At 66.9% G+C, this 26,919-nt stretch carries 18 protein-coding genes and 1 pseudogene; 12 read left to right on the plus strand and 7 right to left on the minus strand.

What is annotated here, in order from left to right:
• Positions 1-225: 225 nt before the first annotated feature.
• Both AC0HI0_RS45990 and AC0HI0_RS45995 read right to left on the minus strand, forming a co-directional pair.
• On the minus strand, positions 226-558 hold the full coding sequence (locus AC0HI0_RS45990; RefSeq protein WP_480929747.1) for a hypothetical protein: 333 nt from the start codon (positions 556-558) through the stop codon (positions 226-228).
• 157 nt (positions 559-715) lie between these two features.
• Positions 716-1,132 carry a hypothetical protein gene (locus AC0HI0_RS45995; protein ID WP_480929748.1) on the minus strand — a complete coding sequence of 139 codons (417 nt, stop codon included), beginning with the start codon at positions 1,130-1,132 and terminating at the stop codon, positions 716-718.
• A gap of 476 nt (positions 1,133-1,608) precedes the next feature.
• Between AC0HI0_RS45995 and AC0HI0_RS46000 the strand changes: the two genes are divergently transcribed.
• The 3 genes from AC0HI0_RS46000 to AC0HI0_RS46010 all read left to right on the plus strand — a co-directional run bounded on the left by AC0HI0_RS46000 (position 1,609) and on the right by AC0HI0_RS46010 (position 3,979).
• The gene (locus tag AC0HI0_RS46000; protein WP_480929749.1) at positions 1,609-2,121 is read left to right on the plus strand and encodes a NucA/NucB deoxyribonuclease domain-containing protein; all 513 of its coding nucleotides are present in this window, start codon (positions 1,609-1,611) and stop codon (positions 2,119-2,121) included.
• A gap of 93 nt (positions 2,122-2,214) precedes the next feature.
• Positions 2,215-2,652, plus strand: a complete 438-nt coding sequence (locus AC0HI0_RS46005) for a hypothetical protein (RefSeq protein ID WP_480929750.1) — start codon at positions 2,215-2,217, stop codon at positions 2,650-2,652.
• 424 nt (positions 2,653-3,076) lie between these two features.
• On the plus strand, positions 3,077-3,979 hold the full coding sequence (locus AC0HI0_RS46010; protein WP_480929751.1) for a tyrosine-type recombinase/integrase: 903 nt from the start codon (positions 3,077-3,079) through the stop codon (positions 3,977-3,979).
• A 432-nt stretch (positions 3,980-4,411) separates the two neighbouring features.
• Here the strand turns inward: AC0HI0_RS46010 and AC0HI0_RS46015 are convergent, their stop codons facing one another.
• Positions 4,412-4,915, minus strand: coding sequence for a hypothetical protein (locus tag AC0HI0_RS46015; protein ID WP_480929752.1), 504 nt, complete (start codon positions 4,913-4,915; stop codon positions 4,412-4,414).
• 99 nt (positions 4,916-5,014) lie between these two features.
• On the opposite strand from AC0HI0_RS46015, the gene AC0HI0_RS46020 reads away from it, so the two are divergent.
• The 7 genes from AC0HI0_RS46020 (at position 5,015) to AC0HI0_RS46050 (ending at position 19,057) form a co-directional block, all read left to right on the plus strand.
• Positions 5,015-5,329: a hypothetical protein gene (locus tag AC0HI0_RS46020; protein ID WP_480929753.1), complete on the plus strand. Its 315-nt coding sequence runs from the start codon at positions 5,015-5,017 to the stop codon at positions 5,327-5,329.
• 956 nt (positions 5,330-6,285) lie between these two features.
• A complete protein-coding gene (locus AC0HI0_RS46025) occupies positions 6,286-9,606 on the plus strand; it encodes a LamG-like jellyroll fold domain-containing protein (protein ID WP_480929754.1) in 3,321 nt (1,106 codons plus the stop codon).
• 211 nt (positions 9,607-9,817) lie between these two features.
• Positions 9,818-16,510 carry a polymorphic toxin-type HINT domain-containing protein gene (locus tag AC0HI0_RS46030; protein ID WP_480929755.1) on the plus strand — a complete coding sequence of 2,231 codons (6,693 nt, stop codon included), beginning with the start codon at positions 9,818-9,820 and terminating at the stop codon, positions 16,508-16,510.
• Complete coding sequence (locus AC0HI0_RS46035) at positions 16,507-16,962, plus strand: hypothetical protein (protein WP_480929756.1); 456 nt, start codon at positions 16,507-16,509, stop codon at positions 16,960-16,962. The genes AC0HI0_RS46030 and AC0HI0_RS46035 overlap by 4 nt, the downstream gene beginning before the upstream one ends.
• Positions 16,963-17,133: 171 nt before the next feature.
• Positions 17,134-18,003 carry a polymorphic toxin-type HINT domain-containing protein gene (locus AC0HI0_RS46040; protein WP_480929757.1) on the plus strand — a complete coding sequence of 290 codons (870 nt, stop codon included), beginning with the start codon at positions 17,134-17,136 and terminating at the stop codon, positions 18,001-18,003.
• A gap of 89 nt (positions 18,004-18,092) precedes the next feature.
• The gene (locus AC0HI0_RS46045; RefSeq protein WP_480929758.1) at positions 18,093-18,548 is read left to right on the plus strand and encodes a hypothetical protein; all 456 of its coding nucleotides are present in this window, start codon (positions 18,093-18,095) and stop codon (positions 18,546-18,548) included.
• Positions 18,549-18,811: 263 nt separating this feature from the next.
• A complete protein-coding gene (locus AC0HI0_RS46050; RefSeq protein ID WP_480929759.1) occupies positions 18,812-19,057 on the plus strand; it encodes a hypothetical protein in 246 nt (81 codons plus the stop codon).
• A gap of 66 nt (positions 19,058-19,123) precedes the next feature.
• Here AC0HI0_RS46050 and AC0HI0_RS46055 read toward each other — a convergent pair whose 3' ends face one another.
• Positions 19,124-19,375: a tyrosine-type recombinase/integrase gene (locus tag AC0HI0_RS46055; RefSeq protein WP_480934543.1), complete on the minus strand. Its 252-nt coding sequence runs from the start codon at positions 19,373-19,375 to the stop codon at positions 19,124-19,126.
• A gap of 763 nt (positions 19,376-20,138) precedes the next feature.
• Here AC0HI0_RS46055 and AC0HI0_RS46060 point away from each other — a divergent pair.
• Both AC0HI0_RS46060 and AC0HI0_RS46065 read left to right on the plus strand, forming a co-directional pair.
• Positions 20,139-20,713 (plus strand): annotated as a pseudogene (locus AC0HI0_RS46060) (IS5 family transposase); the annotation flags it as partial.
• A 549-nt stretch (positions 20,714-21,262) separates the two neighbouring features.
• A complete protein-coding gene (locus tag AC0HI0_RS46065; RefSeq protein WP_480929760.1) occupies positions 21,263-22,198 on the plus strand; it encodes a hypothetical protein in 936 nt (311 codons plus the stop codon).
• A gap of 551 nt (positions 22,199-22,749) precedes the next feature.
• Here the strand turns inward: AC0HI0_RS46065 and AC0HI0_RS46070 are convergent.
• The 3 genes from AC0HI0_RS46070 to AC0HI0_RS46080 all read right to left on the minus strand — a co-directional run bounded on the left by AC0HI0_RS46070 (position 22,750) and on the right by AC0HI0_RS46080 (position 26,672).
• Entirely contained in the window at positions 22,750-22,962 is a 213-nt protein-coding gene (locus AC0HI0_RS46070; RefSeq protein ID WP_480929761.1) for a hypothetical protein, read from the minus strand.
• The gene (locus AC0HI0_RS46075; protein ID WP_480929762.1) at positions 22,956-23,267 is read right to left on the minus strand and encodes a hypothetical protein; all 312 of its coding nucleotides are present in this window, start codon (positions 23,265-23,267) and stop codon (positions 22,956-22,958) included. The genes AC0HI0_RS46070 and AC0HI0_RS46075 overlap by 7 nt, the downstream gene beginning before the upstream one ends.
• 357 nt (positions 23,268-23,624) lie before the next feature.
• On the minus strand, positions 23,625-26,672 hold the full coding sequence (locus AC0HI0_RS46080) for a tetratricopeptide repeat protein (protein ID WP_480929763.1): 3,048 nt from the start codon (positions 26,670-26,672) through the stop codon (positions 23,625-23,627).
• Positions 26,673-26,919 lie beyond the last annotated feature (247 nt).

Below are 26,919 nucleotides of genomic sequence, written 5' to 3' on the forward strand. Positions count from 1 at the left end.
CCGGCTGGGCCCGTCTAGCCCAGCACTGGTCACTTGTGCGATGCGGTTGCGCCGGTTGCTGATCCGGCTTGTCCGTTCCTGTATGGACTTCTCCGCCCAGTTCGTGCCGTCCTGGCTGAGCCGGATGGCCACGCCGTCCCACAGCCGTGCATCGCTGACGTAGGGGAACGTTCCCTTGATCCTCGTCGGACTTTGGAACGACGTCCGGCTGTGAGACGGGCTCTGTCACGTCCCGGGTTTGGGGTTCGTCCTTCCGCGGCTGGTGGCGAAGACCGTGAGCAGCCTGGCCTGTGCGTCGGGGACCAGGGAGCACGAGTCGCCGTCGAAGACGATCGCGGGGACGTAGCCACGCGCGTTGGCCAGCCGGTTGAACAACACGGCGGTCGTCTTCTCCTCGGGGGCCAGGTGCTCGACAGGCCCCGTGGTGAGCCGGCGGATCAGGCCGGTCTCGTCGGCCATGCTGCCGTTGACGAGGAGCCCGAGTTCCAGGTGCACCTCGGGTGTGTCGTCATAGGTCCGGCTCGGGTCCAGCGCTCGGTTCTCCGAGAATTCCGGCAACGCTTCCCCCTCGGGAGTCCGACGCGAACAGGCCGCTGTTCGACTGTCCACCCGACCCAGGGTAGCGGTGGACGGAACGGGATGCCGCGCCGCGGGAATCCGGAGAGGGACGTGGTTTCTCCCGGATTCCCGCCGCGCGGACGGCGGTGGGACTCGGTCAGCAGGTGATGGCGTCGTTGGCCTCGCCGAGGAGCCCGCCGGACGGGTAGTACGCCCGCACCTTCAGCGTCCAGTACCCCTCGCCGCCGAGGTCGGTGTAGGTGGGAGTGCCCCAGCTGCCCGACGAGCCGACGTAGAGGGTGGTGTGGTGGTTGTAGGTCGACAGAGCCGAGATCGTGGAAGGACCGGTGACGTCGAGGTAGACCTCGACGTTCTGGTTCTTCCCGTAGTCCAGGCCCACCCCGTTGTAGGAGACGGTCGGTTCCCCGGCGGTGGTGGTGCAGTCGATGTTGGCGAACGTGTCGAAGGCGAGCACCGTGACCGGGTCGGCCTGCGCCGCCGGGGCTGCCGCCAGACCGGCTCCCCCGAGCAGCGCGAGCAGGCCGCCGACAATCCGCACGCGAAGGCCGCGCATGATTCCCCCTGGTGAGAAAGAGATTTGGCAGGTGGTGAATGTGCACGAAACAGAGGGGTGCGGCGGGAATCGCCCGCCGAAATCCCCACCGGGATCGCCGTGCATCCCGACAATCTCCAACATGTCGACGGTGGTCGAACTCCTCCAGCGGCCGATCGGATCAACTTCCCGACCCCGGACGGCGAGCACCGCGCCGACGGGAAGGCCAGGCCCGGTACCCCGTCGGCGACGACCGACCGGACCTTGGCCGACATCGGCAATGTCCACGGCCCGCATCTCCTCTGCGATCAGCGTGACCGCCTGCGACACCAGTGCGACAGCGCCAGGCAGGAGGCCATGGCATACCCGGTGTCGAAAGCCTGGTACGGCGCGAATCGTGATGATCGGCGCGTGCACCCCGGCCCGCGACGAGGCGCGGTTGCGGGTCAAGGGGCCGCCGAAGGGCGCTGCGGCTGTGTCGCCGGAGTCCATCGTGCGTGGGCACCGAGCACCCGTGCGACCACGTACGTCGGTCCTGGAATGTCCGGATCTACCAGCAGGCCAAGCACATCTGGGACGCCCAGAACGACATCGCGGCGACCAAGCCCGGCATCCCGCTCACCAAGGTCGCGGGCAGCCGGGCCTCCGGGCAGATGCTCACCCGGATGCACCCGGACTACGAGAAGACCCGGTACGACCGCAACAACTACGTCGCGGTCCTGACCTGCAAGCAGCACTGGGGCGACGACTACGCCACCAACGACCCGGTCACCGGTGAACGGGAGTGTGACGAGTACCCGTACCGGTCGACGTACGAAGGCGCGGCGTACACGGAGTACAACGGCGGTGCGGGCATCTGGAGCTACTCCGCCAGGCCGATCCGCAAACTGGACAACAGCATCGCCGGAAGTCTGCTCAGCGCCTTCTACCTGCGCGACCACGTCCTGCGCGCCGACGCTTCCGGGTCGACCTCGTCGGCACTCCCAACATCGACTGACCCACTAGGCTGACCACCACACCCTGGGCGGAACAGCTGAACAGCTGTTCCGCCCAGGCCCGGTGAAGGGGGCAGAGCCGTGCGAACGCACGAAACGTCCGTCCCGGTGTACTTCGCGCGCTTCTACCTGGTGAGCCACCCCCAACCCATCAAGGACGACCCCCGGCTGGTCTGGGGCCCGCAGGAGGAACTGGCGGTGTCGGCCGGTGACGGTATCGGTCTCAACAGCGTCACCAGCGAACACACCGCCCACGTGACTCTCGTGGTCGCCGATGACGAAACCGAAGTGCCCGATCACCTGCGCGGCCACCGTCCTCGCTACGCGTTCACCAGCTCCAGTCCGGAGATCGCCGTGGTCGACACCGAAGGCCGCGCCGCCCTGGTGACCGCCGCACCGCCCACCGGTCCCATCACCTGCGTCGTCGAGTGCACAGGTCGTGACGAAACCTTCAAAGCCCGTCACCATGAACATCACGACCCGATTGTGGACATCGAACGCTGGCACATCACCATCTGGCCCACACCGACCACAGGGATCGCCTGATCCTCGGCACCACCTGGGCGAGGCAGTGCCCGACGCCTCGGCCGAGTTCCGTGCCCGAGAGCCCCGCCGCCGCGGTGGGCACTGCCTCGCGGCCTCCTGGAGGCCGGCGACTGACAGTCGACGGGCAGCGCCGGACGCGGTCGACCGGTGGTCCGGTTGTGCCGTCCAGACCTGCCGCCGCGGTGCTGCTTCCGCCTCGTGGGGTTCCGGGTTCTTGTCCCGTCGACCCTCGCGATCGACGGTGTGCGGTCGACACTCGACTTCTGCCCATCCGGGGAAGTGGTGGTGTCGATGACATTGGGAACGTCGTCCGCTCGGCCTGGTCGAGGGACAGCCGCCCGTGCGAACGCGATCGTCGGGCTGTGTCGTGTGGGGTGAGTTGGAGCGGTTGAGCCGGGGGTTGCCGCGGTCGTGGGCCGGGTTCATGTGGGATTGGGACCGGTCGTTGCGGGCGGCGAATCGGCCGGAAACCACGCGGTACAACTACCTGCTGGCGGTGTCCCAATTGGCCAGATTCCTCACGGACGAGGCCGTGGCCGACGTGGAGTGTGTCGCGGCTGCGGGGGATCCGGTGGAGGTGCGGCGTGGGCATGTGGAGTTGTTCCAGGTGTGGATGATCGAGTCGCGGTCGGCGGCGACGGCGTTGAACAAGCACAAGGGGTTGCAGCAGTTCTTCAAGTGGTTGTGGTTGGACGAGGAGGAGATCGAGCGGTCGCCGATGGAGCGGGTACGGCAGCCGAAGGTGAACAGGCGGCTGATACCGGTGATCCGTGACGAGGACACCGGACGGGTGTTGGCCACGTGCAAGGGCAAGGAGTTCGTGCACCTGCGCGACGAGGCGATCATCCGGCTGTACTACAACACCGGAGCGCGTCTGTCCGAAGTGGGCGGTCTCCTCCTGGCAGACGTCGACCTGGACCGGGACACGGTGGTGTACCGGGGCAAGGGCGGCAAGGAGCGGCGGGTGCGGTTCGGACCGCGGACGGGTCGGGCGATGAGCCGGTACCTGCGGGCCCGTGACCGCCACGCCGCCGCCAGGTTGCCGAACGTGTGGCTGGCCGAGCGCGGTGTCCGAGCGTTGGCGCCCAACGGGATCAAGCTCATGTTGAAGCGACGGGGACGCGCGGCTGGCGTTTCCAATGTGCACGCTCACCGGTGGCGGCACAATTTCGCGCACGAGTGGAAGCGGGCCGGTGGGGACACCGGCGACCTGATGTTGTTGCTGGGGTGGGAGTCGGAGGACATGCCGCGCCACTACGGTGCCAGCGCCGCGGCCGAGAGGGCGCAGGAGTCCCAGACACGGATGGGGATCGGTGAGAATGTCTGACCAGCGTGGGGCCGGCGACGCGGACCGGCGGTTGAGGGCACGTGCGGCAGCGCACCAGTCGTGGGCCAAGACGACGGACCGCCGCGCACGCACGGCAAACGCGACCCAAGCGGCGTTGGAGCGGTTCGAACGCGAGGTGGACCCCGAAGGTGAACTGGCACCTGACCTGCGCCGCGAACTCGCGGTACACGCCCGCACCGCCCACATGCTGAAGCTGGCGCGCCACTCGGCGGCGGTCCGACGTTGCGCGCCCCGCCGATACGACACCGACCCCCGGTGACGCCTGGATACGTAGGTCGGCTTCAGATCGACAGTCGGCGAGGTCGAACTGCGCTGGGCGAAGCGACTGGTTCCGGTCACGGACACCTGTGGTTCGAGGAACTGGCGAGGTCGAGTCCCGTATGTCGCTACGTGTCGTGCCCTGGGGCAACTTCAAGTCTCGGCGATCTCTTGATCTTGCTCCGAAGAAATTCCGAAGGTTGCCGAATCGGTGTGGCGTCCGCATGATCGGGTCATATGCCACGCCAGATGGCCTGCGCCACTGGGTGCGGCGGGAAGCCGGATCCGGTCGATGGCGATGAATCCCTGAGGGGCTCCCGAGACGACGTCGGAATTGTCGTATAGAAGCGCCATGCCGTATGCAGGAACGTCCGCTCGCAGGCCGTCGTCCAAATCCTCTGCCGGTCCCACCATGCCATGCATTTCGTTGCTTTCGTCAAAGCCGATGGCCACGAGGCCCGCGACGTCGCCTGCTTCTTCTCGCGGTATGTCGAAGACAGTGGTGCCCGTCGAATCGGCGAGAGCGCACAGCCTGGCCACCGGAGTGGCGAGCAAAGGATCGTGAACCAGAGCTTGCCCAGCATCCGGCTTCCTGAGGGTGACCCCACAAATCGGACATGACTGGGTGTCCGGGTCGAGGTCGTCCGGCCCGTCCATTGTCGGTCCGGTCGGTGTCACGGGTGACTGCGGCTCGAATAGTTTCCCCGTGTCCGCGCCGCAGTGCACGGCAGAAGTGCGGTGCGGCAGGATGGCGGTGTGACGCTCTATGCCTATGACGAGGCGCGCCGGACGCTGATCGCGGTGTGGGAGACCGGCGGTGGCCAGGCCGCCCACGCGGTCGGCGACTCACCGGAGGGAACCGGCCAGTCGGACATGCTCGGACTTGCGGCGGCGCTGACGTCGTTGTCGCGCGTGTTGTGGCGTACGTACACACACCCGGTCAGTGCCGCAGGCAGCGTGGAGCCGAACAGCGAGGGGTGGCGCCGCCAAGGTGAACGTGATGCGTTCGCCGGCGTCCTGGTCGGCATCCGGAACCCTCATCTGCCAACCGATATGGTGCCCTGCTATTGACACCGACCTGGAAGAACAGGCCCGAGCACGTCGCTCAGTCGTTCTGCGACCGGGGGTCGGAGTGTCGGAAGCCGGGAGTACGGCGGAAGAGCAATTCCAGGGGATTGAGTGGATCCGATCAGCCTGGCGAGGACGCGGCCCTCGCCGGACCGCGTCCCACTCCGCGGTGGTGAGACCGCGTTGAACTCACCGTCGACGCTGGCCACGGGGCCAGGGCAATCACCGCCACCGGGAACCATCCGTACTTAGGGTCCTTGGACGACCTCGCGGGCGTCCCCACCAGGGGTGTCGTCCGGGTGGTGGATCCCGGGCCATGACAGGTTGATCGAGCCTCGTCGCCAAGACGGGTTGTGAGCACGTGGTGTGGCAGGCGGATGCGATGAACAACGGCGCGTAGATCTCGCGCATCGCCGCTGGCTGCTCGACGCTGTTTGATCCGGCTCGGGTCAGGTCACCTTGGGCAGGGCCTCCGCTGCTGAACCCCCGGCATCTGCCGGTGCGGCTCGCGCAGCCCGCTGCGGACTACTTCAAGGTCCTGGTCACGGCCGGCGTGACTTGTCGCAGCCTGGCGCGATCCGCTGTGCCTCGTTCCGACTCTGGTCCCCGTCCTGTGGCAGTCGAGCACTGGTTCTGTGGTCGGGCACCCTCGCTGGTCGTGGGTGAGGGTGTCGCATCCCACATGCACGCGCAGTGACCGCACCGCTGCTCAAACCGGACAAAGCGGCATTCTGGACACGCTTTGAGCAAGTCTGGTGGGCGTCTATCGACGCGAAGAAGTCTCGCGTTACACCTGATGGCCTGCGACTCACGGTGCAACTGGCATCACCTGTATGGCCTATCGATCCCCCGGGATGTGCCGTTCAGGATGCTCTGGGCGGTCCGAGTGGATCGTTTTCTCACGGGGGGTTTACATGGCTTTGGGTGGCTTTCGCGCGCGCAGACGTCGGCTCGGGGTGGTGCTGACCGCCGTTCTGGGACTGTCCGTCACGGCGACGCCCGCCCCGGCCTTCGCGGCGCCCGACCTCCCTCCGGCTGTCGCGTCCGATGAATCGGCGGCGTCGGCCGCGGCCCAGGCGCAGGGCCGGTCGGTCCTGGTCGAGTCGTTGACCACGGAGGTCTCGGAGGTCCGGGCGAACCCGGACGGTTCGTTCACGCAGACGCAGTCCCTGGAACCGGAGCGGGTGCGGCGCGGTTCGGGCTGGGTGCCGGTCGACCTGACGCTCGTCCAGCGTCCGGACGGCGGGATCGTGCCGGTCGCGACGCCGGTGGAGCTGGAGTTGTCCGACGGTGGCACCGTCGGGCGCAAACCGTTGGCCGTGGTGGGCAAGGACGGGCAGGAAGTCGGCCTGGACTGGCCGGGCGACCTGCCGAAGCCCGTCCTGTCGGGTGACACCGCCACGTATCCCGAGGTGTACCCCGGCGTGGACCTCGCCGTGCGGGTCACCGCGCGCGGGTTCAGCCAGGTGCTGGTCGTCAAGACGCCTGAGGCGGCGCGGAATCCGGCGTTGCGCAAGGTGACGTTCCGGTCGCACGTCAAGGGCGTCGAGGTCGGCGTTGCGCAGGGTCAGGGCAGGGCGCGCACGGCGTCCACCCCGGCCGACGGTCTCCGGGTCACGAACCCCAAGGGGGACCTGGTGTTCGGCGGCGACGCGTCGCGGATGTGGGACTCGTCCGGCACGCGGTCCGGTGCGGCGGGCCCCGGTGACGCTGGGCGCGAGGCCGCGATGGGCGTCGAGGTCGGCGACACCACGGTGGCCGTCGTGCCGGACACGGACTTCCTCGAATCGGCCGACCGGAAGTTCCCGATCTTCATCGACCCGGAGTACTGGTGGGCCGGCAACCGGAACCACCACGCCGTCGTGCAGGACATCGCGCCGGACGCGCACAACTACGACTCCACTGCGGGTGTGCTCAACGACCTCAAGGCCGGTCGGGTCAACGACAACGGCTGGCTGGTTTCGCGGTCGTTCATCGAGATGGACACGTGGGGCGTGCGGTACAAGCAGGTACTCCGCTCCCAGTTGCGCACCCGGGTCGCCCACTCGTTCTCGTGCGGCACCACCACGACCGACGTGTGGTGGACCGGCCGGATCGATTGGGGCACGACGTGGAACGCGCAGCCCCAATGGATCCAGCAGTTGGGCAGCACGTCCGTGAACAACAACGGGCAGTACTGCCCGTCCGGTGGCGGTGCGGACTTCGACGTGACGGCGGCGGTGCAGGCGGCGTCCAACATCGGTGCCGGCGCGGTGACGCTCGGCCTGCGCGCCCGTGACGAGAACAACCAGAACGCCTGGCGGCGCTTCGACCTCAACCCGACGCTGGAGGTCGTCTACAACTCGTTCCCGAACGCGCCGGCCGACCTGGGGATGGAAGGCGGCCTGCTGCCGTGCGTGAACGGCGATGCCCGTCCCCATGTGGGGACGAAGACGCCGCGGTTGCGGGCCCGCGTCTCCGACCCGGATCCCGACGCGATCCTGACCGACGTCGGCTTCGCGGTGCACCGAGGTCCGATCACCAACAGCTACTGGGTGGCCCAACCGATTGTGAACAACGTTCCGTCGGGTTCGTTCGCCGAGGTGACCGTGCCGGCGGGGATCCTGTTGGAGGGCGAGGTCTACAACTGGTCCGTGTACGCGGGTGACGGGAACGTCCGCAGCAACTGGGAAGGCAACTGCGAATTCGTAGTCGACACGACGCCTCCGGTCGCGCCGACGGTCGAGTCCACCTCGTATCCGTACGACCAGCCGGCCGGCGGTCTCGGCCGGACCGGGTCGTTCGAGTTGAAGCCCAACGGCGCCACAGACGTCCAGTACTACCAGTACTCCTTCACCCAGCAGCAGAATGATGACCCCCAGACCAAGGTCTACGCCAACGGTCCCGGCGGTAGTGCCCTCATCCAGTGGACGCCTTCGCTGGCCGGCCCGCAGACGCTGTTCGTGCGCTCCGTCGACAGGGCGGGTAACCGCTCGGCGATCTATCGGTACAAGGTGTTCGTGCTGGCTGACCCCTCCGGGCCGATCGCGCACTGGAAGCTCGACGGCGACCTGTCGGACGCGTCGGGCAACAACCGGCCGCTGCTCCCGTTCAACCAGCCGGACCTGAACGTCCCCGGTCACGTGGGCAAGGGTGTCGGGTTCGACGGCGTCGACGACCGGATCTACCGCGAGAAGCTGATCGACACGACCAAGAGCTTCTCCATCTCGACGTGGGTCAAGCTCACCGAGCGCGGACGCTGGGTGACGTTGGTCAGTCAGGACGGCGTGCAGGCGAGCGGCTTCTTCCTCGGTGTGTCCGCGGCGGACGACCGCTGGGCGCTGAGCATGGCCACGGCCGACACCGCGCAGGCGGGTGTCTACCGCGCGCTGTCGAGCAAGCCTCCGGTCGCCAACGAGTGGACGCACCTGGTCGGTACGTTCGACTCCGCCACCAAGCAGATCGCCCTGTACGTCAACGGAATTCCCGAGGGCACGGCGACCGCGACCACCGGCGGCTGGGCGGCCAACGGCAACTTCCTGGTGGGCCGCGCCAAGTGGGCCGGTCAGCCGACGGACTTCTTCCCCGGTTCGGTGGACGAGCTCCGCGTCTACGACCGCGTGCTCCAGCCGACCGAGGCCGCCGGGTTGGCGAACCAGGCGCACCTGCGTGCGCACTACGCGTTCGAGGAGGGGTCCGGCACCACCACGAAGGACGCGGTGACAGGCGCCGACGCCACGTTCAGCGGCTCCGCGTCGTGGTCGGTGGAGGAGTTCACGGCGGCGCAGTTCGCGGGCAACGCCGGCGTGAACATCGGCACGGTCAGCGCCCCGCGTCCGAACTTCCGTACGGACCGCTCGTACACGGTCTCGGCCTGGGTGCGGCTCGACGAACTCGACCAGTACGCCCGCACGGCGGTGAGCGTCGGTTCCCCGGACTTCGCCCCGTTCCTGCTCCAGTACCGGCCCGAGCAGCGCAAGTGGAACTTCATGGTCCTGTGCTCCAACAGCCCCTGCGGCAAGAACGTGCTCAGCGTCGACGGCGCGTTGGCGGGCCAATGGGTCCTCCTCACCGGCGTGTACGACTACGTCGCCAAGGAGGCGCGGCTCTACGTCAACGGCCAGCCCTCCGGCCGGCAGACCGGTGTGACGGGCTGGACCAACGACGGCGAACTCCTCATCGGCCGTACCCGGTTCTCGTCCCAGAACGCTGATCCGTGGCGGGGTGCGATCGACGAGGTGCGCATCTACTCGGGCGTCCTGTCCGACGAGGAGATCACCCAGCTCCTGTTCCGCGCGTAGCACCAGGTCCCGGTGTGTTCACGGACGCACCGGGACCTGCTTTCGAACGTGTGGCACGCCACGGACTCTCGACACACAGGGGCCTGGCGTGGACCAGCACGTCAGGCCCCGTTCTTGGGCCACGGCCGACTCCCGGCGGGGTGAGTGCCCTCAGCCGGATTCACGCAATTTCCTGCGACCTTGGGGGTTTCAGCTCGTGCGGATACGCCGCGTGTTCGACCGCGCTCTGTTGATAGCGCTTACCACAACCCTGTGCGCCTCCACCGTCACCGCTGTCGCCGCGCCCGCGCGGGTCGACATCGTCGCACGTCTGCCGGAGTTGCAGCAGGAGCGTTCGGTGCCGGGCAGTGCGGTGCCCGTCCGTCCGTTGCCCGAGGACAAGGCGGCGCAGCAGGCGATCAAGGCTCCGGAGCCGGTCCGGTGGCCTGCCGCCGCCAAAGCCGAAGTCGACTTGTCCGCTGTGGACCCTCAGCGTGGCTTGGCGTCCGCCGGTGACTCGCCGGTCCGGATCGCGCGCGCGGACGCCCCGGCGCGCGCGGAGCGGTCCGCCGCCCCGGTTGGCCGGGTGGCCGTGGAGACGTTCGACCGGTCGGCCGCCCAGAAGGTCGGGGTGGAGGGCGTGCTGGTGCGGGTCGCCGACCCGGCTGGCGGGAAGCTGTCGGTCCGGCTGGACTACTCCGGGTTCGCCGGGGCGTTCGGCGCGGACTACGGCTCGCGGCTGCGCTTCGAGGTGCTGCCCGAGTGCGCACTGTCCACTCCGGACAAACCGGAGTGCCGGGTCGGCACGCCGCTGCGCACTGACAACAACACCGCTGAGCGGGCGCTGACCGCCGAGGTCGAGATGCCGGCCGCGCGTGCACGGTCCGCAGGCGTGCTGTTGGCCGCGACGGCCGGGACGTCCGGCTCCGGTGGCGACTACGGTGCCACGCCGCTGGCTCCGTCCGGCAGTTGGAACGCCGGCGGGTCGAGCGGGGACTTCTCCTACTCCTACCCGTTCAAGATGCCCGCGGTGCCCGGTGGGCCGTTGCCGAGCGTCGCGCTGGGCTACTCCTCGGGCAGTGTCGACGGGCGTACGAGTGCCACGAACAACCAGGCCTCGGTCGTCGGTGACGGCTGGGAGCTCAGCGGTGGCGGGTACATCGAGCGGCGCTACAAGGGTTGTGCCGAGGACCTGGGCGGGAACAACGGGCAGACCAAGACCGGTGACCTGTGCTGGGCCACCGACAACGCCACGCTCGTGCTCGCCGGCGTGTCGTCCGAGCTGGTGTGGAACGCCACCGAAGGCCAATGGCACCCCAAGAACGACGACGGCTCGCGCATCCAGAAGCTGACCGGCGCGGCCAACGGAGACAACGACGGCGAGCACTGGAAGGTCACCGCCACCGACGGCACCCAGTACTTCCTGGGCCTGAACCGGTTGCCGGGCTGGGTGTCGGGCAAGCCGGAGACGAACTCGGCCTGGACGACGCCCGTGTTCGGCAACCACAACGGGGAGCCGTGCAAGGCTGCGGCGTTCGCCGACTCGTGGTGTCAGCAGGCGTGGCGCTGGAACGTCGACCTGGTGATCGACCCGCGCGGCAACGCGACGACGTACTACTACGACACCGAAGTCAACCACTACGGCCGCAACAACACGGTGTCGGCGGCGACGCCGTACGTGCGCGCGGGCCTGGTGCGCCGGATCGAGTACGGGCTGCGCTCCAACGAGTTGTTCGCTGCTGCTCCGGCGCGGGTCTGGTTCGACACCGCCGAGCGTTGTCTGCCCGGCGGCTCCATCACGTGTGCGCCGGAGCAGCTCAACTCGTCGACGGCCGCCTCCTGGCCGGACGTGCCGTCCGACACCCTGTGCACGGCGGGCGCGCCGTGTGACGACCACGCGCCGGCGTTCTTCAGCCGCAAACGGTTGGTGAAGGTGCTGACGCAGATCCGGCGCGACGACGTGACCGGCGAGGCGCAGTTCAAGGACGTCGAGTCGTGGTCGCTGCGCCACGAGTTCCCGGCCACGGGTGACGGTTTGTCGCCGTCGTTGTGGCTGGCGGGCATCACGCACACCGGTCACGTCGGCGGCACCGCGTCGACGCCGGAGATGACGTTCGGCGGCACGTCCATGCCCAACCGCGTGGACTCGCTGGAGGGCATCGCGCCCATCACCCGCTTCCGGGTCACCGGCATCCGCAACGAAACCGGTGGGTACACCACCATCGGCTACTCCGGTCCGGACTGCCGGCGCGCGGACCGGATGCCGGCTGCGGCGGAGTACAACAACCTGCGGTGCTACCCGACGCGGTGGTCGCCGCCGAACCACACCGAGCCGATCGTCGACTGGTTCCACAAGTACGTGGTGACGCAGGTGATCGAGGACGACCGCACCGGCGGTTCCGCGCTGCTGCGCACGTCCTACGAGTACCTGGGCGACCCGGCGTGGCACTTCGACGAGAACGACTTCGGCACGGCCGAGCAGCGCAACTGGTCGTCGTGGCGCGGGTACGGCGTCGTCCGCACCCTGGCCGGTGAGCCGATGGGCGTGCAGAGCATCACCGAAACCACCTACCTGCGCGGTATGGACGGCGACACCCTGCCCGGCGGCGCGAAGCGCGACGTCCACGTGACGGACACCGACGGCGGCAGCATCGAGGACCACGAACGCCTCCAAGGCTTCGTCCGCGAAACCCGCCAGTACCAGGGCGGCACGATCGTGTCCGCCACGGTGAACGACCCGTGGCTGCACGGCCCCACCGCGACCAACGGCGACGACCGCGCGTACCTGCTCAAGACCGGGGTCGTGCGCGGCCGGACCTTGTTGGCGGACAACACGTGGCGGCGCACGCAGATCGCCACGACGTTCAACCAGCAGGGCCTCACCGAGCAGGTGGATGACGCGGGCAACACCGCCGTCACCGGCGACGAGACCTGCACACGGACCACGTACGCGCGAAACGAAGGCGCGTGGCTGCTCAACGCTGCGTCCCGTGTCCGCACGCTCGCGTTGGCGTGTTCGACCGGTGACGGCACTGCCGCCGACGTGGTCAACGACGTCCGTTCGTCCTTCGACAACCAGGCGCACGGTGTCGCACCGACTCGTGGCGACGTGACCACGGCGGAGCGCTGGAACGGCACCGGCTGGCAGATCGTCGCGAAGACGAAGTACGACGACTACGGCCGCCCGACCGAGACGTTGGACGCGGCGGACAACAAGAGCACCACCGCGTACGCCCCGGCGGCAGGCCACCCGGCCCGGACGGTGACGACCACCAACCCGCTCAACCACACCTCCACCAACACCTTCGAGCCCGCGTTCGGCGCGCCGGTGAAGGAAGTCGGCCCGAACAGTGAGGCCGTCAACCTTGCCTACGACGCTTTGGGTCGACTGACGAAGGTGTGGTTGCTCGGGCGCACCACCGACAAGACGCCGAGCACCGAGTACGCCTACGACTACCGGACCGACGCGCCGACCGTGGTGACGACCAAGTCGTTGCTGGAGAACCAGACCTACTCCACGTCGTACAAGCTCTACGACGGGCTTCTTCGGGAACGTCAGACCCAGGTCCCCGCGATCGCGGGCGGTCGCGTGCTGACCGACACCTGGTACGACGCCCGGGGTTCGGTGTGGAAGACCAACGCGGCCTACTACAACGAAGACGCGCCCACGACCACGCTGCACGGCGTGCTGGACAACGCGGTGCCGAACCAGACCGTGACCCAGTTCGACCAGCTCGGCCGGATCACCGCGGTCGTCTACCGCAAGCTCGACGTCGAGCAGTGGCGCACGACGAACGGGTACGAGGGCGATCGCACCCACACCACCCCGCCGGCGGGCAACACGGCGTTCACGATCATCAAAGACGCGCACGGCAAGGTCACGGAGCGTCGGCAGTACCACGGCGCGACGACGTCGGGCACCTACGACGCCACAACGTACGCGTACACCCGCAAGGGCCAGCCGGACAAGGTCACCGACCCCGCCGGCAACCAGTGGAGCTACGAATACGACCTGTTGGGCCGCAAGGTGAAGGACCACGACCCCGACCGGGGCACGACCACCTCGGCGTACAACGACCTCGACCAGGTGGTGTCCACCACCGACGCCCGCGGCAAGACCGTCGCGACGGTCTACGACGTGCTGGGCCGCAAGACCTCCCAGCACGACGGTTCGACGACGGGCACCAAGCTCGCCGAGTGGACCTACGACACCCTCAAGAAGGGCCTGCCGACCGAGTCCATCAGGTACCTGGGCGGCAAGGCGTTCAGCCAGAAGGTCGGCTTCTACGACGCCCTGAACCGACCGACCAACACCGTCACCACGATCCCGGCGGGCGAGGGCGGACTCACCGGCAGCTACACCTTCCGCACGGGCTACTCCCCGGTGACGGGCCTGGTCGCGACGAGCACCCTGCCGGCGGTCGGTGGCCTGGCCGGTGAGGTTGTCGCCACGACGTACAACGAGCTCGACATGCCGGTGAAGACGTACGGCCTCCAGACGTACGCGAAGGAACACCTGTACTCCAAGTACGGCGAGACCCTGCGGCTGACGCTCGGCGACGGCTCGAACTCGGCTTGGGTGACGAACAACTTCCAGGAGGGCACCCGCCGCCTGGAGCAGACGATCGTCGACCGCAACACCACCACCGGGTTCCGCCTGGCCGACCGGACGTACTCCTACGACCCGTCGGGCAACATCAAGAAGATCGCGGACCAGCCGACCGGCGGCCCGCAGGACGTGCAGTGCTTCGACTACGACCACCTGCGCCGGATGAACCGGGGCTACACGTCGGCGTCCGGCGACTGCACGGTCCAGCCGAGCACCGCGAACCTCGGCGCGACCGCGCCCTACTGGTACGACTACACGTTCGACAAGACCGGCAACCGCGTCACGGAGGTCAAGCACACCGCCCAGGGCGACACCACCCGCACCTCCACCTACCCGGCGGCGGGCGCGGCACGGCCGCACGGCGTGCTCAGCGTGGACCAGACCGGCCCGTCCGGCACGTCCCGCGACGAATTCACCTACGACGAAGTCGGCAACACCAAGACCCGCAAGATCAGCGGCTCCACCCAGACCACCGAGTGGGACGTCGAGGGCAGGGCGGCCAAGACGATCGAGGCCGACGGGAAGACCTCGGAGTACGTCTACGACGCCTCGGGTGCGCGGCTGATGAAGAAGGAGCCGGGCCGCACCACGCTGTACCTGCCCGGCACCGAGTTGATGCTGGACACGGCGAACAACACCGTGAAGGGCAAGCGTTACTACACCCACGCCGGCAGCACTGTCGCGGTGCGCACGGCAGGCGCGGGCGTGGACTTCCTGCTCGCCGACCACCAGGGCACGGCGTCTTTGTCGTTGGGCGGCAGCAACCTCGCCGTGACCCGCCGATACACCGATCCGTTCGGCAACCGCCGTGGCACGGTGCCGGGTGCGTGGCCGGACGACAAGGGCTTCGTCGGCGGTACGGAGGACCGGACCGGACTCGTGCACCTCGGTGCCCGCGAGTACGACCCGGCAGCGGGCCGCTTCACGTCGGTCGACCCGATCATGGACACGACGGACCCGCAGCAACTCAACGGTTACTCCTACGCCAACAACAGCCCCGTGTCCGACTCCGACCCCGACGGCCTGCGCAACTGCGGCCCGGACGGCGTGCTCTGCGGCTACGACCCCCGAATGTTCAATCAGGGCGACGGCAGCGAGGGGGCACAGAAGGCTGCGCGGCAGCAGTACGACCGCGAATGGGCCGTCTACACGGCGATCAACCGCTACTACAGCACCATCGCGCGCGCCGAACAGGACCGGACCAAGGGGGCGGCCGAACAGAACGGGATGAGCGAGGCGCAGTACCGCGAGACCAAGGCGATCGCCTCGTCGAACAAGTCCTGGTGGGACGTCGTCACCGAGGAAGCGGGCGACATCGTCCTGGACCTCATCGGCTACAACGACGTCCGGGACTGCTTCACCAAGGGCGACCTCTGGGCCTGCGCCGGCCTGATCCCGTGGGGCAAGTTCTTCAAGGTCATCAAGAGCGCCGCCCGCGTGATCGGCGCGATCGCCTCCGCGAACCGGTGGATGGACAAGGTCCGCGACGCCCGGTCCAGCATCCGCAAGGTCGACGAAACGGCCGAACGGATGCGGCGGGCGGATCCCCCGTGCAACAGTTTCGTGCCGGGCACCCGGGTCCTGATGGCGGACGGCAGCAGCAAACCCATCGAACAGGTGAAGATCGGCGACAGGGTAATCGCCTGGGACGAGAAGACCGGCAAGACCGAGGCGAAACCGGTCACAGCGACAATCCTCGGCCAAGGCCTGAAGCACCTCGTCGAACTCACCATCGACACCCGCGACGGTGCCAGGACCGTTACGGCCACCGGGAAGCACCCCTTCTGGTCGCCCGACACGGAGCAGTGGGTGGACGCGGCCGACCTCAAGGCCGGCGACCGGCTGCTCACCGACACCGGCGACCTCGCCGCGGTAGCCGCGACCAGCCACTGGTTCCAGGGGCAGCAGGTCAACAACCTCACCGTCGACGAGACCCACACGTACTATGTGCTGGCAGGCGAAACACCGGTCTTGGTGCATAACAAGGGGGGCGGGAAAGGCAAGCCGAAGGAGACCGAAGACTTCGGCAGAAACTATTCCGGTCGTGTCGACAGATTCAATATTGGCAACTCCAGCGACTTTGAGATCCACGTGTACCGCAAGGGTAGGGAAGTTGGCCTCTTTGGAAGTACGGGGTTCTTCGCAAAGCATGGGCATAGTGCTGACGTCACAGTGCCGGATGATGTCTACGAAAACGTGAAGAACAAGGCGATTAGTGAAATGAAGCGAGATGGCCGTATTGATCCAGGTCAGGTGGAGGGTCTCGACGGCGACAACTGGATGCGCCCGCGCGTCGTCGGAGGTGGATGTCCGTGAGGTACGTGCGCGTGGAACCGTTGCCTGATGTGTATGGATTTGACTTGGATGCCCGGAAGTACTTGGAACTCCTTCCGGAGATTTCCAAGGAACTTCCAGCCGGCGCGGCGGCGTTTGCCGCAGATCCTGGGCACTATGATTTTAGTGGTTCCAGGTGTGTCAAAGACCTGGAGTTGGGCAAAGCCACTACCGCGGATGAAGGCGATTCGATCGGGCTCGAAATTGTCCTGACTCCGAACAGGTGGAAGCATGCAAGTGGTCTGCGTATCCGGTATTCGGACGTCCAGGATTTTCGTGTGAACGTACAGGAGTCGGACGGCACGTTTCCGCGCATGGGGACTCTCCAGTTGGATGAAATCGTTCCACACGCTTCGGGGGTATTGCACGAGATCGCCTTCGTGTGCGGCTCGATTATTGTCGTGGCTGCAGATCTCACCGCCAATTGGGAGTAGTTGCATGGCGGTCGAATAGCTGTCGCGCTGCCACCCGGTCGTGTCGAGCTTTCCGGTGAGGTGTTGGCGGTAACCAGTGCCTCCGGGTGCCCTTGGGTGCCCGGAGACACTGGTTACCGCGAGGACGGCTGAGGAGTCCGGGTGCGACGCTGCCCGGTTCCAATACGATGTTTGGACGATTTCGCCAAGGGCGACCTGTGGGCCTGCGCCGGCCTGATCCCGTGGGGCAAGTTCTTCAAGGTCATCAAGAGCGCCGCCCGCGTGATCGGCGCGATCGCCTCCGCGAACCGGTGGATGGACAAGGTCCGCGACGCCCGGTCCAGCATCCGCAAGGTCGACGAAACGGCCGAACGGATGCGGCGGGCGGATCCCCCGTGCAACAGTTTCGTGCCGGGCACCCGGGTCCTGATGGCGGACGGCAGCAGCAAACCCATCGAACAGGTGAAGATCGGCGACAGGGTAATCGCCTGGGACGAGAAGACCGGCAAGACCGAGGCGAAACCGGTCACAGCGACAATCCTCGGCCAAGGCCTGAAGCACCTCGTCGAACTCACCATCGACACCCGCGACGGTGCCAGGACCGTTACGGCCACCGGGAAGCACCCCTTCTGGTCGCCCGACACGGAGCAGTGGGTGGACGCGGCCGACCTCAAGGCCGGCGACCGGCTGCTCACCGACACCGGCGACCTCGCCGCGGTAGCCGCGACCAGCCACTGGTTCCAGGGGCAGCAGGTCAACAACCTCACCGTCGACGAGACCCACACGTACTATGTACTCGCAGGCACCACGCCCGTCCTCGTCCACAACGAAGAATGTACTCTGCCGCTCTTTCAAGGAGATGGTTGGCAACACGTGCTGAATGAGCATGTCAACAGTAGTCCGGGAGTCGTGCCGGGGAACACGACTTTTTCCGACTACTTGGACTTGGAGGACGTCGGAGAGTTGGTCAAGGATGCGGCGAAAACTCGGGGGCGGCCTAATACGCCTGATCCGGTGAGCCGACTTCCTCGGGACGGGACAATTCATACAAATAACTTTTAATATCCTGCCGGCTCTCGAGGTGGGCAATCTGTCGAAGCTATCCTGAATCCAGATAAGTCACTTCGCACGGTCTATCCGAGGTGATGAAAATGGGCACTTTCGAGTTGCACTGGAAGATGGGGAATGTCGGCTCGGCGGACCTCGTGGTGGGCTTCTCGCAAGAATTTGTCGAAGTGCACACCACCTATGTTGGTGATGGTCTCGGTTCTATCGTGAGGGCTGCTACCGACCTGCAGTTGGGATCGAGTTCTGCGATAGCCTACTTGCCCGGTGAGCCAGGAGGTACCTGCCTGTTTTTCGGGGGCGCAGGAGAAGTGGTCTACTTGCAGGTGGTTTATTTTTCAAGAATGGATCCCGAGTCCAGTCGCTGGAGTGGTGGAAGTCTGCGCTGGCATGGTCAGGTCGGTGTTCCGGAATTCATCCGCTGTGTCGTCTCCATGGCTGATGAAGTCTTGGTCAGCTGTGGTGGACAGGACGCATACATGCGGGCTTGGGGTGGTATCTCCTTCCCGGCTCGTGAGGTGGAAGCTTTGCGGCAGGATTAGCTTGGAGACTAGGTCGTCGGCCCATTAATTTGAATTTGAAAGGGGCGGGAAGATCTTTTCTTGATGGCCGACTGGTGACCTACGGTGATTTCCTCCGCTCTTCTGTCGTGGCAGAAGGGCGGAGGGGTCAGGTTCTCGCGCGAGTCGGGTCGAAAATCCGCTGATAGGGTGTCGGACCTGGTCCGAGCAGGGCGGAGATCACTGCCGGGGGGTGACCTCAACGGGAACACCTCGGGTTTCCTGGACTAATAGGGTGGGCCGTCGTGCGATACGAAGCATTCCAGGGGCGTCGTTTTCAGGTCATCGAAATTGATGACGTCTGCGGCGAGCACGTTCTCGAATTCGTGGATCCTGCGATTAAGGTAACTGGTGTCGTCCTCGCTATTTATAGCTCCGGGGAAGGCTGGTCGGATGCGCAGGTGAGCATTAGCCCGAAGGTGGAAGCGTGTCTGCTGAATTCGTCGAATGGGCGCTTCAGATCGCCCGACGGCAAATCTAAACTCTCATGAAAGGCCCCATCGGATCAGTTTCCGGTGGGGCCTTTGGGTGTCTGACGGCAGTAGCTGACGGCAACGTCAGCGGATGGGTGCTGCGCAAAGTGGTGGGTCGTTGCCTTCGTCGGGATCGGTGACTGTCTCGCCGGTGGCCCGGAGGGCGTGGCCGAGGAGGTCGATGGCGTCGCGCTGGAGGCGGAGTCGGACGTGGGCGTAGACCGTCGCGGTGACGCCGATGTGGGCGTGGCCCAGCAGCTCCTTGATCACGACCAGTTCGACGACCTGCTCCAGCAGGAGCGTCGCTGCCGAGTGCCGGAGATCGTGAAACCGGATGCGGCGGAGGCAGCCCTGTGGAGCAGGGGATTGAAGTGCCGGGTGAGGATGGCCCCCTCGATCGGGCTGCCGTCAGGCCAGGTGAACCGGGGCAGTCAGAGCCACTGGCACAGGGGTGCGGTCGATCCTAGGGGCGCCCAGTCCGAAGACTTGAATCGTGGACACCTTTACTCGGCCGGTTACACTGGACACCGACCTGGAAGAACAGGCCCGAGCACGTCGCTCAGTCGTTCTGCGACTGGGGGTCAAGGGGTCGCAGGTTCAAATCCTGTCGTCCCGACGGTCTGAAGGAGCCCGCTGTATCGGCGCGATAAGCGCAGGTCGGCGGGCTTTTTCGTGCGTTCGTACCGATCTTGAAATTGGTCACGGGGCGGTAACGAAACGATCTTCGTGGGTGCTGTGAAGGAGCGGATCAGGAGCGACTCGCTCCTTATTTTTTGCCGACACCGAATGGGGTCGCCACCCGAACGGGTGATTCTGTCGAGCCTGCCCGGACCTGGCCAAATCTGCGCGGACCGACGTCAACCGACCCGAACCGGAAGGCCCGTGGAGCGGCCCGGGTCGTAGGGGTCGACGGGTGGCTGAGGGTGGTGTGGTGCGGTGTCGTTTCAGGATAACCGTCGAGGTGTTGGTCGAGGTGGTCGACGAGTCGGCGTTGGAGCGGGCCGCGCTGCGGTCGATCGCCGAGGCGGACTACGTGGTCGAGGACGGCTCCGGGCGGACTGTGGAGCAGGTCCGCGAGGGGGAAGTCCGCGGGTGTGCCCTCTGGCGAAGCCTGCACCAGGAGGTGCTCGACCGACTCGGCGCCCGGGGCATGGTGGACTGGTCGCGGGCGATCCTGGACAGCGCTGCGGTCCGGGCGAAAAAGGGGGCTCGCTGACCGGCCCGAGCCCGGTCGACCGCGGCAAACCGGGCTCGAGGATCCACCTGGTGACCGACCGGGCGGGCCTGCCGCTCGCGGTCGGTGTCTCCGCGGGCAACCTGCACGACAGCCAGGCACTCGTACCGATGCCCCGCGCCGTCCCGCGCGTCCGGTCACGACGCGGACCGCGCCGCTTCAGGCCCGCGAAACTCCACGTGGACAAGGCCTACGACATCGACCACCTCCGCCGCTGGTTACGCGAGCGCGGCACCATCCCGCGCATCGCACGCAAAGGCGTCGACTCCTCCGAACGGCTCGGACGGCACCGGTGGGTCGTCGAACGCACCATCGCCTGGCTGTTCGGCCACCGCCGCCTGGTCGTCCGCTACGAACGCCACGCCAACAACTACTGCGCTCTCGCCACACTCGCGGCAACACTGTTCTGCTTCAAACAACTCGCCAAAACCGCCACGTGAGACCAGCTCTTAGTGGGGTGGTGGGTTTCAGGTCGATTTCGCGTTGTCGAGGTTGGCACGGATCACTGTGGTCGTGGGGTGGTCGGGCCCCAGCACCCGCTCGTAGGCGGGCACGGCCTCGGCGGGCGGGCGTAGCGCGCTGGCGGCACGATACGGCGCAGAAGAAGGTGAGGGGGCGGGGGCCTGATGTCGAGTGCCGGGTTCCGCGATCGCAGGCGGGGTCAGGGTCGGCGGGTCATCCGGTCGGCGCGTTCACCGGCGCCGGCTTGTGTGCTTCGGGCGTCAATCGTGTCGAGCCGCTGGTGGGCGCCGTCCTTCCACGGCTCGACGTAGTGCTGGAGGGTGGGAGCCGAGGGCGCATCTTCGGCCAACCGCAAGGCGTACCGGAGCTATCGGGACCAGCTTGTCGATACCGCCGCGGTGGCACCATGAGCGCGGCGTCGACCGCCCGCCGACGGCCGCGACACCCTGGCAGAACCTGAGCGCATTCGGTTGTAGTGCGGTCGATGGCCGCCTCGGCGCCCGGCGGGCCGCGTACAGTTACACCTCATGCAGGTCGTCAGCCCTCGCCGCTTGCGAAACGCCATCGCGGAGCACCTCAGAGACGGAATGACGAGGCAGCAGATCGAGGACTTCCTCGAAGACCTGGGTCTGTCTCCCTGGCCGGACGAGTGGGGCGAGTTGACCAAGGCGGCATTTGTGTGGTCGATCCTTGCAAACCACACCCTCGTGGAGTTGGCAGACGTGGCGCGTCGAGTGGCGGACGAGGTGGATGCTCCGGAACTGATGGCGTTGGTGGACCGCCTCGGGCCCGGGGGTGTGACAGGAGACCTCAAGAACCTGATCTTCGCCGCTGATGGGCCCAAGCCAAGGATCGTGTTCCGGGATGCCATCAACAACGACATCGATATTGTCGAGAACGAGCACCACTGCCTGGTCTATGACCGCCCGCTGGGTCCCGCCGGACTCACCTGGCGAGAACTCGCAGGCTGGTGGGCTGCACGGCAAGACATGACTGGCGCAGCCGAGACAGACGTTTTCCGCGACCTGCACCGCAGGCTGGACCGGTCGCTGGGGAACAACGACGCCGAGCGTCTGATCCTGCGGACCTACGTTGCCCGCTATGTCCGACTCGGCCCCGAGATACCGGCCCTAATTCCCCAGGTCTACCTACACTACGACCCGTATACCAAGCGCGAGGGCGCGGCGGCTCTCGTCCGCCAGCGAATGGACTTCCTGCTGCTGTTTCCCAACCGCGCGCGAATTGTCATAGAGTGCGACGGGGTCCAGCACTACGCGGACGACAACGGCGTCGCGAGCCCACGTCGCTACGCCGAGATGGTCGCCGAGGACCGCGAACTCCGGCTGCGCGGCTACGAGGTATATCGCTTCGGCGGTAAGGAACTTCAGGATCCCACCCAGGCGACGAAGACGCTCACCGCTTTCTTCGACTCCCTTGCCGAGCGGCACGTGGGCACGGCGTGATCGACGTTCCGCAGGCGCCCGCCCGTTCCGAAGGAACGCGACGCGCTCGCTGAGCGGGACCCGGTGCCCCGCCGTCTTGTCCTGGGTGCTACGGCCGTAGTGCCGATAGCGGAGCCTGGGGACCGGCGCGGGCCTGCGCAGTAGTGGTCGGCGTTGATCTTCCTGATTCTGGAACGGGGGTGACGACCCGGGAACCGAGAGCCCGCCACCGGCAGAACCCGGAGTCCCGACCGCTGTAGCGGCCAGCACGAACCCCGGTGGGGACTCCGGCCGGATCCCGGCACCGCCGGGATCCGCCTCGCCACGTCCGACAGCCCCGTTCCCGCGACGACACCGCCCTTGTCCAGATCAGACTCGGCACCGACCACGCCGAAGTCGCCCAACTCGGGTGGCCCGTGTGGGCGATGGCCCAGCCGGGGCGGTGACGTGGCACCGAGCGCCGTGGGCGATCTGTCGCCGGTTCCGGCCACGGTCACCTCGGCTGCGGTGTCGGCCTCGCCGGGGACTCGGCAGACGAGCTGATGACCTGGGACGGCCCTGGATTCCCGGTCTCAGAAGTGCCGGCGGACGTGCTTGCGCAGGAAGGCAAACCGTGGTGCCCTTGCCGTCAGGTTCTTGTGGACCGCGTCGGGCACGTCGGCCTCGACGAGCAGATTGAGGACGAACAGCCAATAGGCGGCCTCGCACATCTCGTACAGCTCCGCGGCGCTCTGGTGCAGCGGCACGGGGTCGCCGTGGCCGATGTTGTTGCGCAGCTTCACCATGCGCCGGGACCAGCGCTCGACAGCGTCGCCGTCGCCCACCAGCGACTCGAACGACACCCTGCATTGGCGGCAAGCCGCTTCAACCGGTCGGCCAGGTCCGTCCTACGCGGGTGGCGTACCTTGTCGAGGTGGAGTCGGTGCAGCAGAGCCGCGAGGAAGGCCCGGTCGGCGGGGGAGAACCGTGGGCGGGCGTCTCTGAGTCGGCGTTCCAGGACCACGATCTGGTGGCGCAGCGCAAGGATCTCCGTGTCGTTGTCCCGGTCGCTCATGGGCAGCGGGCGCAGCAACGCGAAGGCGCTGGTCACGCCCAGGTAGGCCAGTCGGAGCAGCGCAGTCGGTCATCATGTCCGTCAGTTGACGAGACTGTGGATCACCGACCCTCTACGGGGCTATCTGCCTGTTGGCCTGTTCACGCTTCTCGCTCGCATGGATGAGGTTATCGGCATACACAACGCGCCAACACCACACGAGTATTCGGTCATGCCGCCGAGTGGATGTCGCCGTTGCTCGGCGCTGACCGATGCCGACTTCGAGCGGGTCGAGAAGATAGTGCGAGTCGTTGCGCACATGTGTCGGGCAGCCACCGACGAAACCCCGAGCCGCTCTGGGCGGCCTCGGTCGCGCCCGTTCCTCCTTGCTGTCCCGCGCGGGATTAGATGCGGCTACGACTGCAATTCATGCGTGAGCATCTCTGCAAACTCGGAGAGATCCCATTGCATTTCCTTGCTTAGTTCTCCTAGATCGTCGATTGCCGCATTGATGGCAGACGGCGACGCGCCCGCTTCGGTATGGAGAATTTCGGTCAGCTTCTTCAGGGCGACCACACGCTGGCCGAGAGCGATTTCATATATGACGATATTGAAGCTTGTAATGCCAGTGTGCGGCATGCCCTCGCAAGCCAAGTTCATTGCCTTCTTGAGCTCTTTTCTGGCCTCATCGACTCTGCCTGTGGCCATGAGAACCAATGCAATCTGGTAACACTCCCAGTCGCTACTGGGGTCTAGCCTGACAGCCTGTTCCAAGTCGGCCAGCGCCTCCGTGTATCGCTTCGTCAGCCTGTAGGTCTGTCCGCGGTTGGTGATGGCCCACGTGTATTCGGGGTTGAGTTCGATGGCGCGGTCGAAGTCGGCCAGCGCCTCCGTGTATCGCTTCGTCAGCCTGTAGGTCTGTCCGCGGTTGGTGATGGCCCACGTGTATTCGGGGTCCAGTTCGATGGCGCGGTCGAAGTCGGCCAGCGCCTCCGCGTACCGCTCCAAGGATCGATAGGTGAGTCCGCGGTTGGTGACGGCCCACGCGGACTCGGGGTTGAGTTCGATGGCGCGGTCATAGTCGGCCAGCGCCTCCGCGTATCGCTTCGTCAGCCTGTAGGTCTGTCCGCGGTTGGTGATGGCCCACGCGGACTCGGGGTCCAGTTCGATGGCGCGGTCGAAGTCGGCCAGCGCCTCCGCGTACCGCTCCAAGAACCGATAGGTGAGTCCGCGGTTGGTGATGGCCCACGTGTATTCGGGGTTGAGTTCGATGGCGCGGTCGAAGTCGGCCAGCGCCTCCGTGTATCGCTTCGTCAGCCTGTAGGTCTGTCCGCGGTTGGTGATGGCCCACGTGTATTCGGGGTCCAGTCCGATGGCGCGGTCGAAGTCGGCCAGCGCCTCCGCGTACCGCTCCAAGAACCGATAGGTCTCACCGCGGCTCGTGACGGCCCACGCGGACTCGGGGTTGAGTTCGATGGCGCGGTCGAAGTCGGCCAGCGCCTCCGTGTATCGCTTCGTCAGCCTGTAGGTCTGTCCGCGGTTGGCAATGGCCCCCGCGTATTCGGGGTCCAGTTCGATGGCGCGGTCGAAGTCGGCCAGCGCCTCCGCGTACCGCTCCAAGAACCGATAGGTGAGTCCGCGGATGGCGATGGCCCACGTGTATTCGGGGTCCAGTTCGATGGCGCGGTCGAAGTCGGCCAGCGCCTCCGCGTACCGCTTCAGGGACTGATAGGTCTCACCGCGGTCGGTGATGGCTCGCGCGGACTCGGGGTTGAGTTCGATGGCGCGGTCGAAGTCGGCCAGCGCCTCCGCGTACCGCTCCGTCAGCCGCTGGATTTGGCCTCGTTCGGCGAGCGCAGTGGCTTTGTGGGCCGGGGTCAGTTGGTGGTGGGCGATCAGGGCGGTGAGGAGGTCTGTGGGCGGGGTGTCGTCTTGTGGGACGGGCGGGAGGTCCTTGAGGTGTCGAGTGAGATCCGGGTTGGCGGCGTCCCTGCCGGCGTGTGTGATGGCCTGGGTCCAGGAGGTCGCCAGCGAGGGGTGCCAGGCGATGGCGTCGACCAGACCGCCCAGGGCGACGGGCAGCGCGGCGGTCCCGCGGGCGCAGAGGTCGTGGTAGCACTCCTGGATGGCGAGTTGTTGCCACGTCTGGTTCTTCAGCGCGTCGCGGCCGGCGAGGTCCAGGGCGTCCTTGGCCGCACGGTAGTGCCCGGCCAGGGTGCGGTGGTGCCGTGTCCAGTCAGCGGTGGAGTTCCTGCGCAGCACGCGCAGCATCGCCGAGCGCACCACGTCGTGGTACCGGTAGCCGTCGGGGTGCTCGACCACGAACGGCAGCCGCCGCAGCCAGTCGAACCGCTCCTCCGAGTCGCCGTCCACCACGGCGAACACGTCGCGGTCGAGTGTCCGGGGCAGCGCGCCCCGCAGAGCGGCGGCACGGCGGCGGGGGTCCTGCTCCCACTTGAGGAACCGCTCGACCGCGTCCCCGCTCGGGTCGCCCACCATGTCGGCGCCGCCGGGCCGCGCACTGGCCAGGGTGGCCACCCACACCGGGAGCCTGCCCGACAGCTCCAGCACCGTCTCCACGACCCGGGAGTCGGTCACACCCTGCGCCGACAGCAACTGGCGCGCCTCGGCGTCGGTGAACACCTCCAGCGGGAAGTCGGTCCGCACCGCCAGGTAGTCGCCCCAGCGGTTGGCGTCCAACGGCGCCTGTCCGGCCACCGTCAGCAGCAGACTGCCGGGCAGGTCCCCGTACCGGCCGGCCAGCAGGTCCAGCAACCAGGACTCCAGGAACACCCCGGTGCGCTCGTAGGTGTCGAAGAACAACGCGACCGGCCGGGCGTCCGAGATCGCGGCCAGATCCCGCACGAACGCCGCGGTCAGCACCTCCACCGGCGACAACAGCAACCGCACATCCTCCAGGCTGCGGAACCTGCGCCCCAGAAACGCCCGCGCCCGGTCCAGCCGCCGCGCCACCGCCTCGGAATCCACCTCGCCCGCCACCGCCCCCACCAGAGGAAGGTCACCGGCCAACCGCAACCCCACCCGCACCGCGGTACGCGTCAACGCCGAGGACACCTCCTCCGGCGTCTCCGGGTCCGACTCCAACTCGTGACGCCGCGTCCGGTACTCCTCCACAAGCCCCGGAAACTCCCGACACCGGGCACCCTGCCCGGCCAACTCCCCGACGACCGTCGCCACAGCGGTCACCACGTCATACGCGGACTCGTCCACGTACGCCGTCAACACACCCCGCTCCCGCGCCATCCGGGCGAACCGCCGCACCAGGAACGTCTTGCCCACCCCCGCCGAACCGTGAAGGCAGAACAGGAACCGCCGCCGCGCATCATCGACCGACAGCCCCAGATTCGCCTCGAACGCACCCAACTGCTCACGTCTCCCCACGAACCCGCCCGTCTGACGACGCTTGATCAACTCCTGCAACGACGGCACACGATCCGACACGGGCAACCCCTCCATCCGACGCCCCTACAGCATCCGCAGACACACGACCAACCAGCCACCAAAACCCCCGACCAGCACCCGGACGGGCTAACAGACACCGACACCCACAAGCCACCACCGAACCAAGAACATCCAGCCCACAGGCGACACGCCCCGACCTCAGCGGTTTCGTCGCCAAGCGAACATCCGCTCATGCCGCAGATCGGGCGTGGACGTGGCACCCCGTGCCGTAGCGGTGATGGCTGTG

The sequence above is a fragment of the Saccharothrix sp. NBAS 001 genome, assembly GCF_056640475.1.

Coding starts and splice junctions, on each gene's coding strand:
- AC0HI0_RS45995 (WP_480929748.1), bottom strand. CDS start 1,132: ATGCGCGGCCTTCGCGTGCGGATTGTCGGCGGCCTGCTCGCGCTGCTC.
- AC0HI0_RS46010 (WP_480929751.1), top strand. CDS start 3,077: ATGTGGGATTGGGACCGGTCGTTGCGGGCGGCGAATCGGCCGGAAACC.
- AC0HI0_RS46015 (WP_480929752.1), bottom strand. CDS start 4,915: ATGGACGGGCCGGACGACCTCGACCCGGACACCCAGTCATGTCCGATT.
- AC0HI0_RS46045 (WP_480929758.1), top strand. CDS start 18,093: ATGGGCACTTTCGAGTTGCACTGGAAGATGGGGAATGTCGGCTCGGCG.
- AC0HI0_RS46065 (WP_480929760.1), top strand. CDS start 21,263: ATGCAGGTCGTCAGCCCTCGCCGCTTGCGAAACGCCATCGCGGAGCAC.
- AC0HI0_RS46070 (WP_480929761.1), bottom strand. CDS start 22,962: ATGGTGAAGCTGCGCAACAACATCGGCCACGGCGACCCCGTGCCGCTG.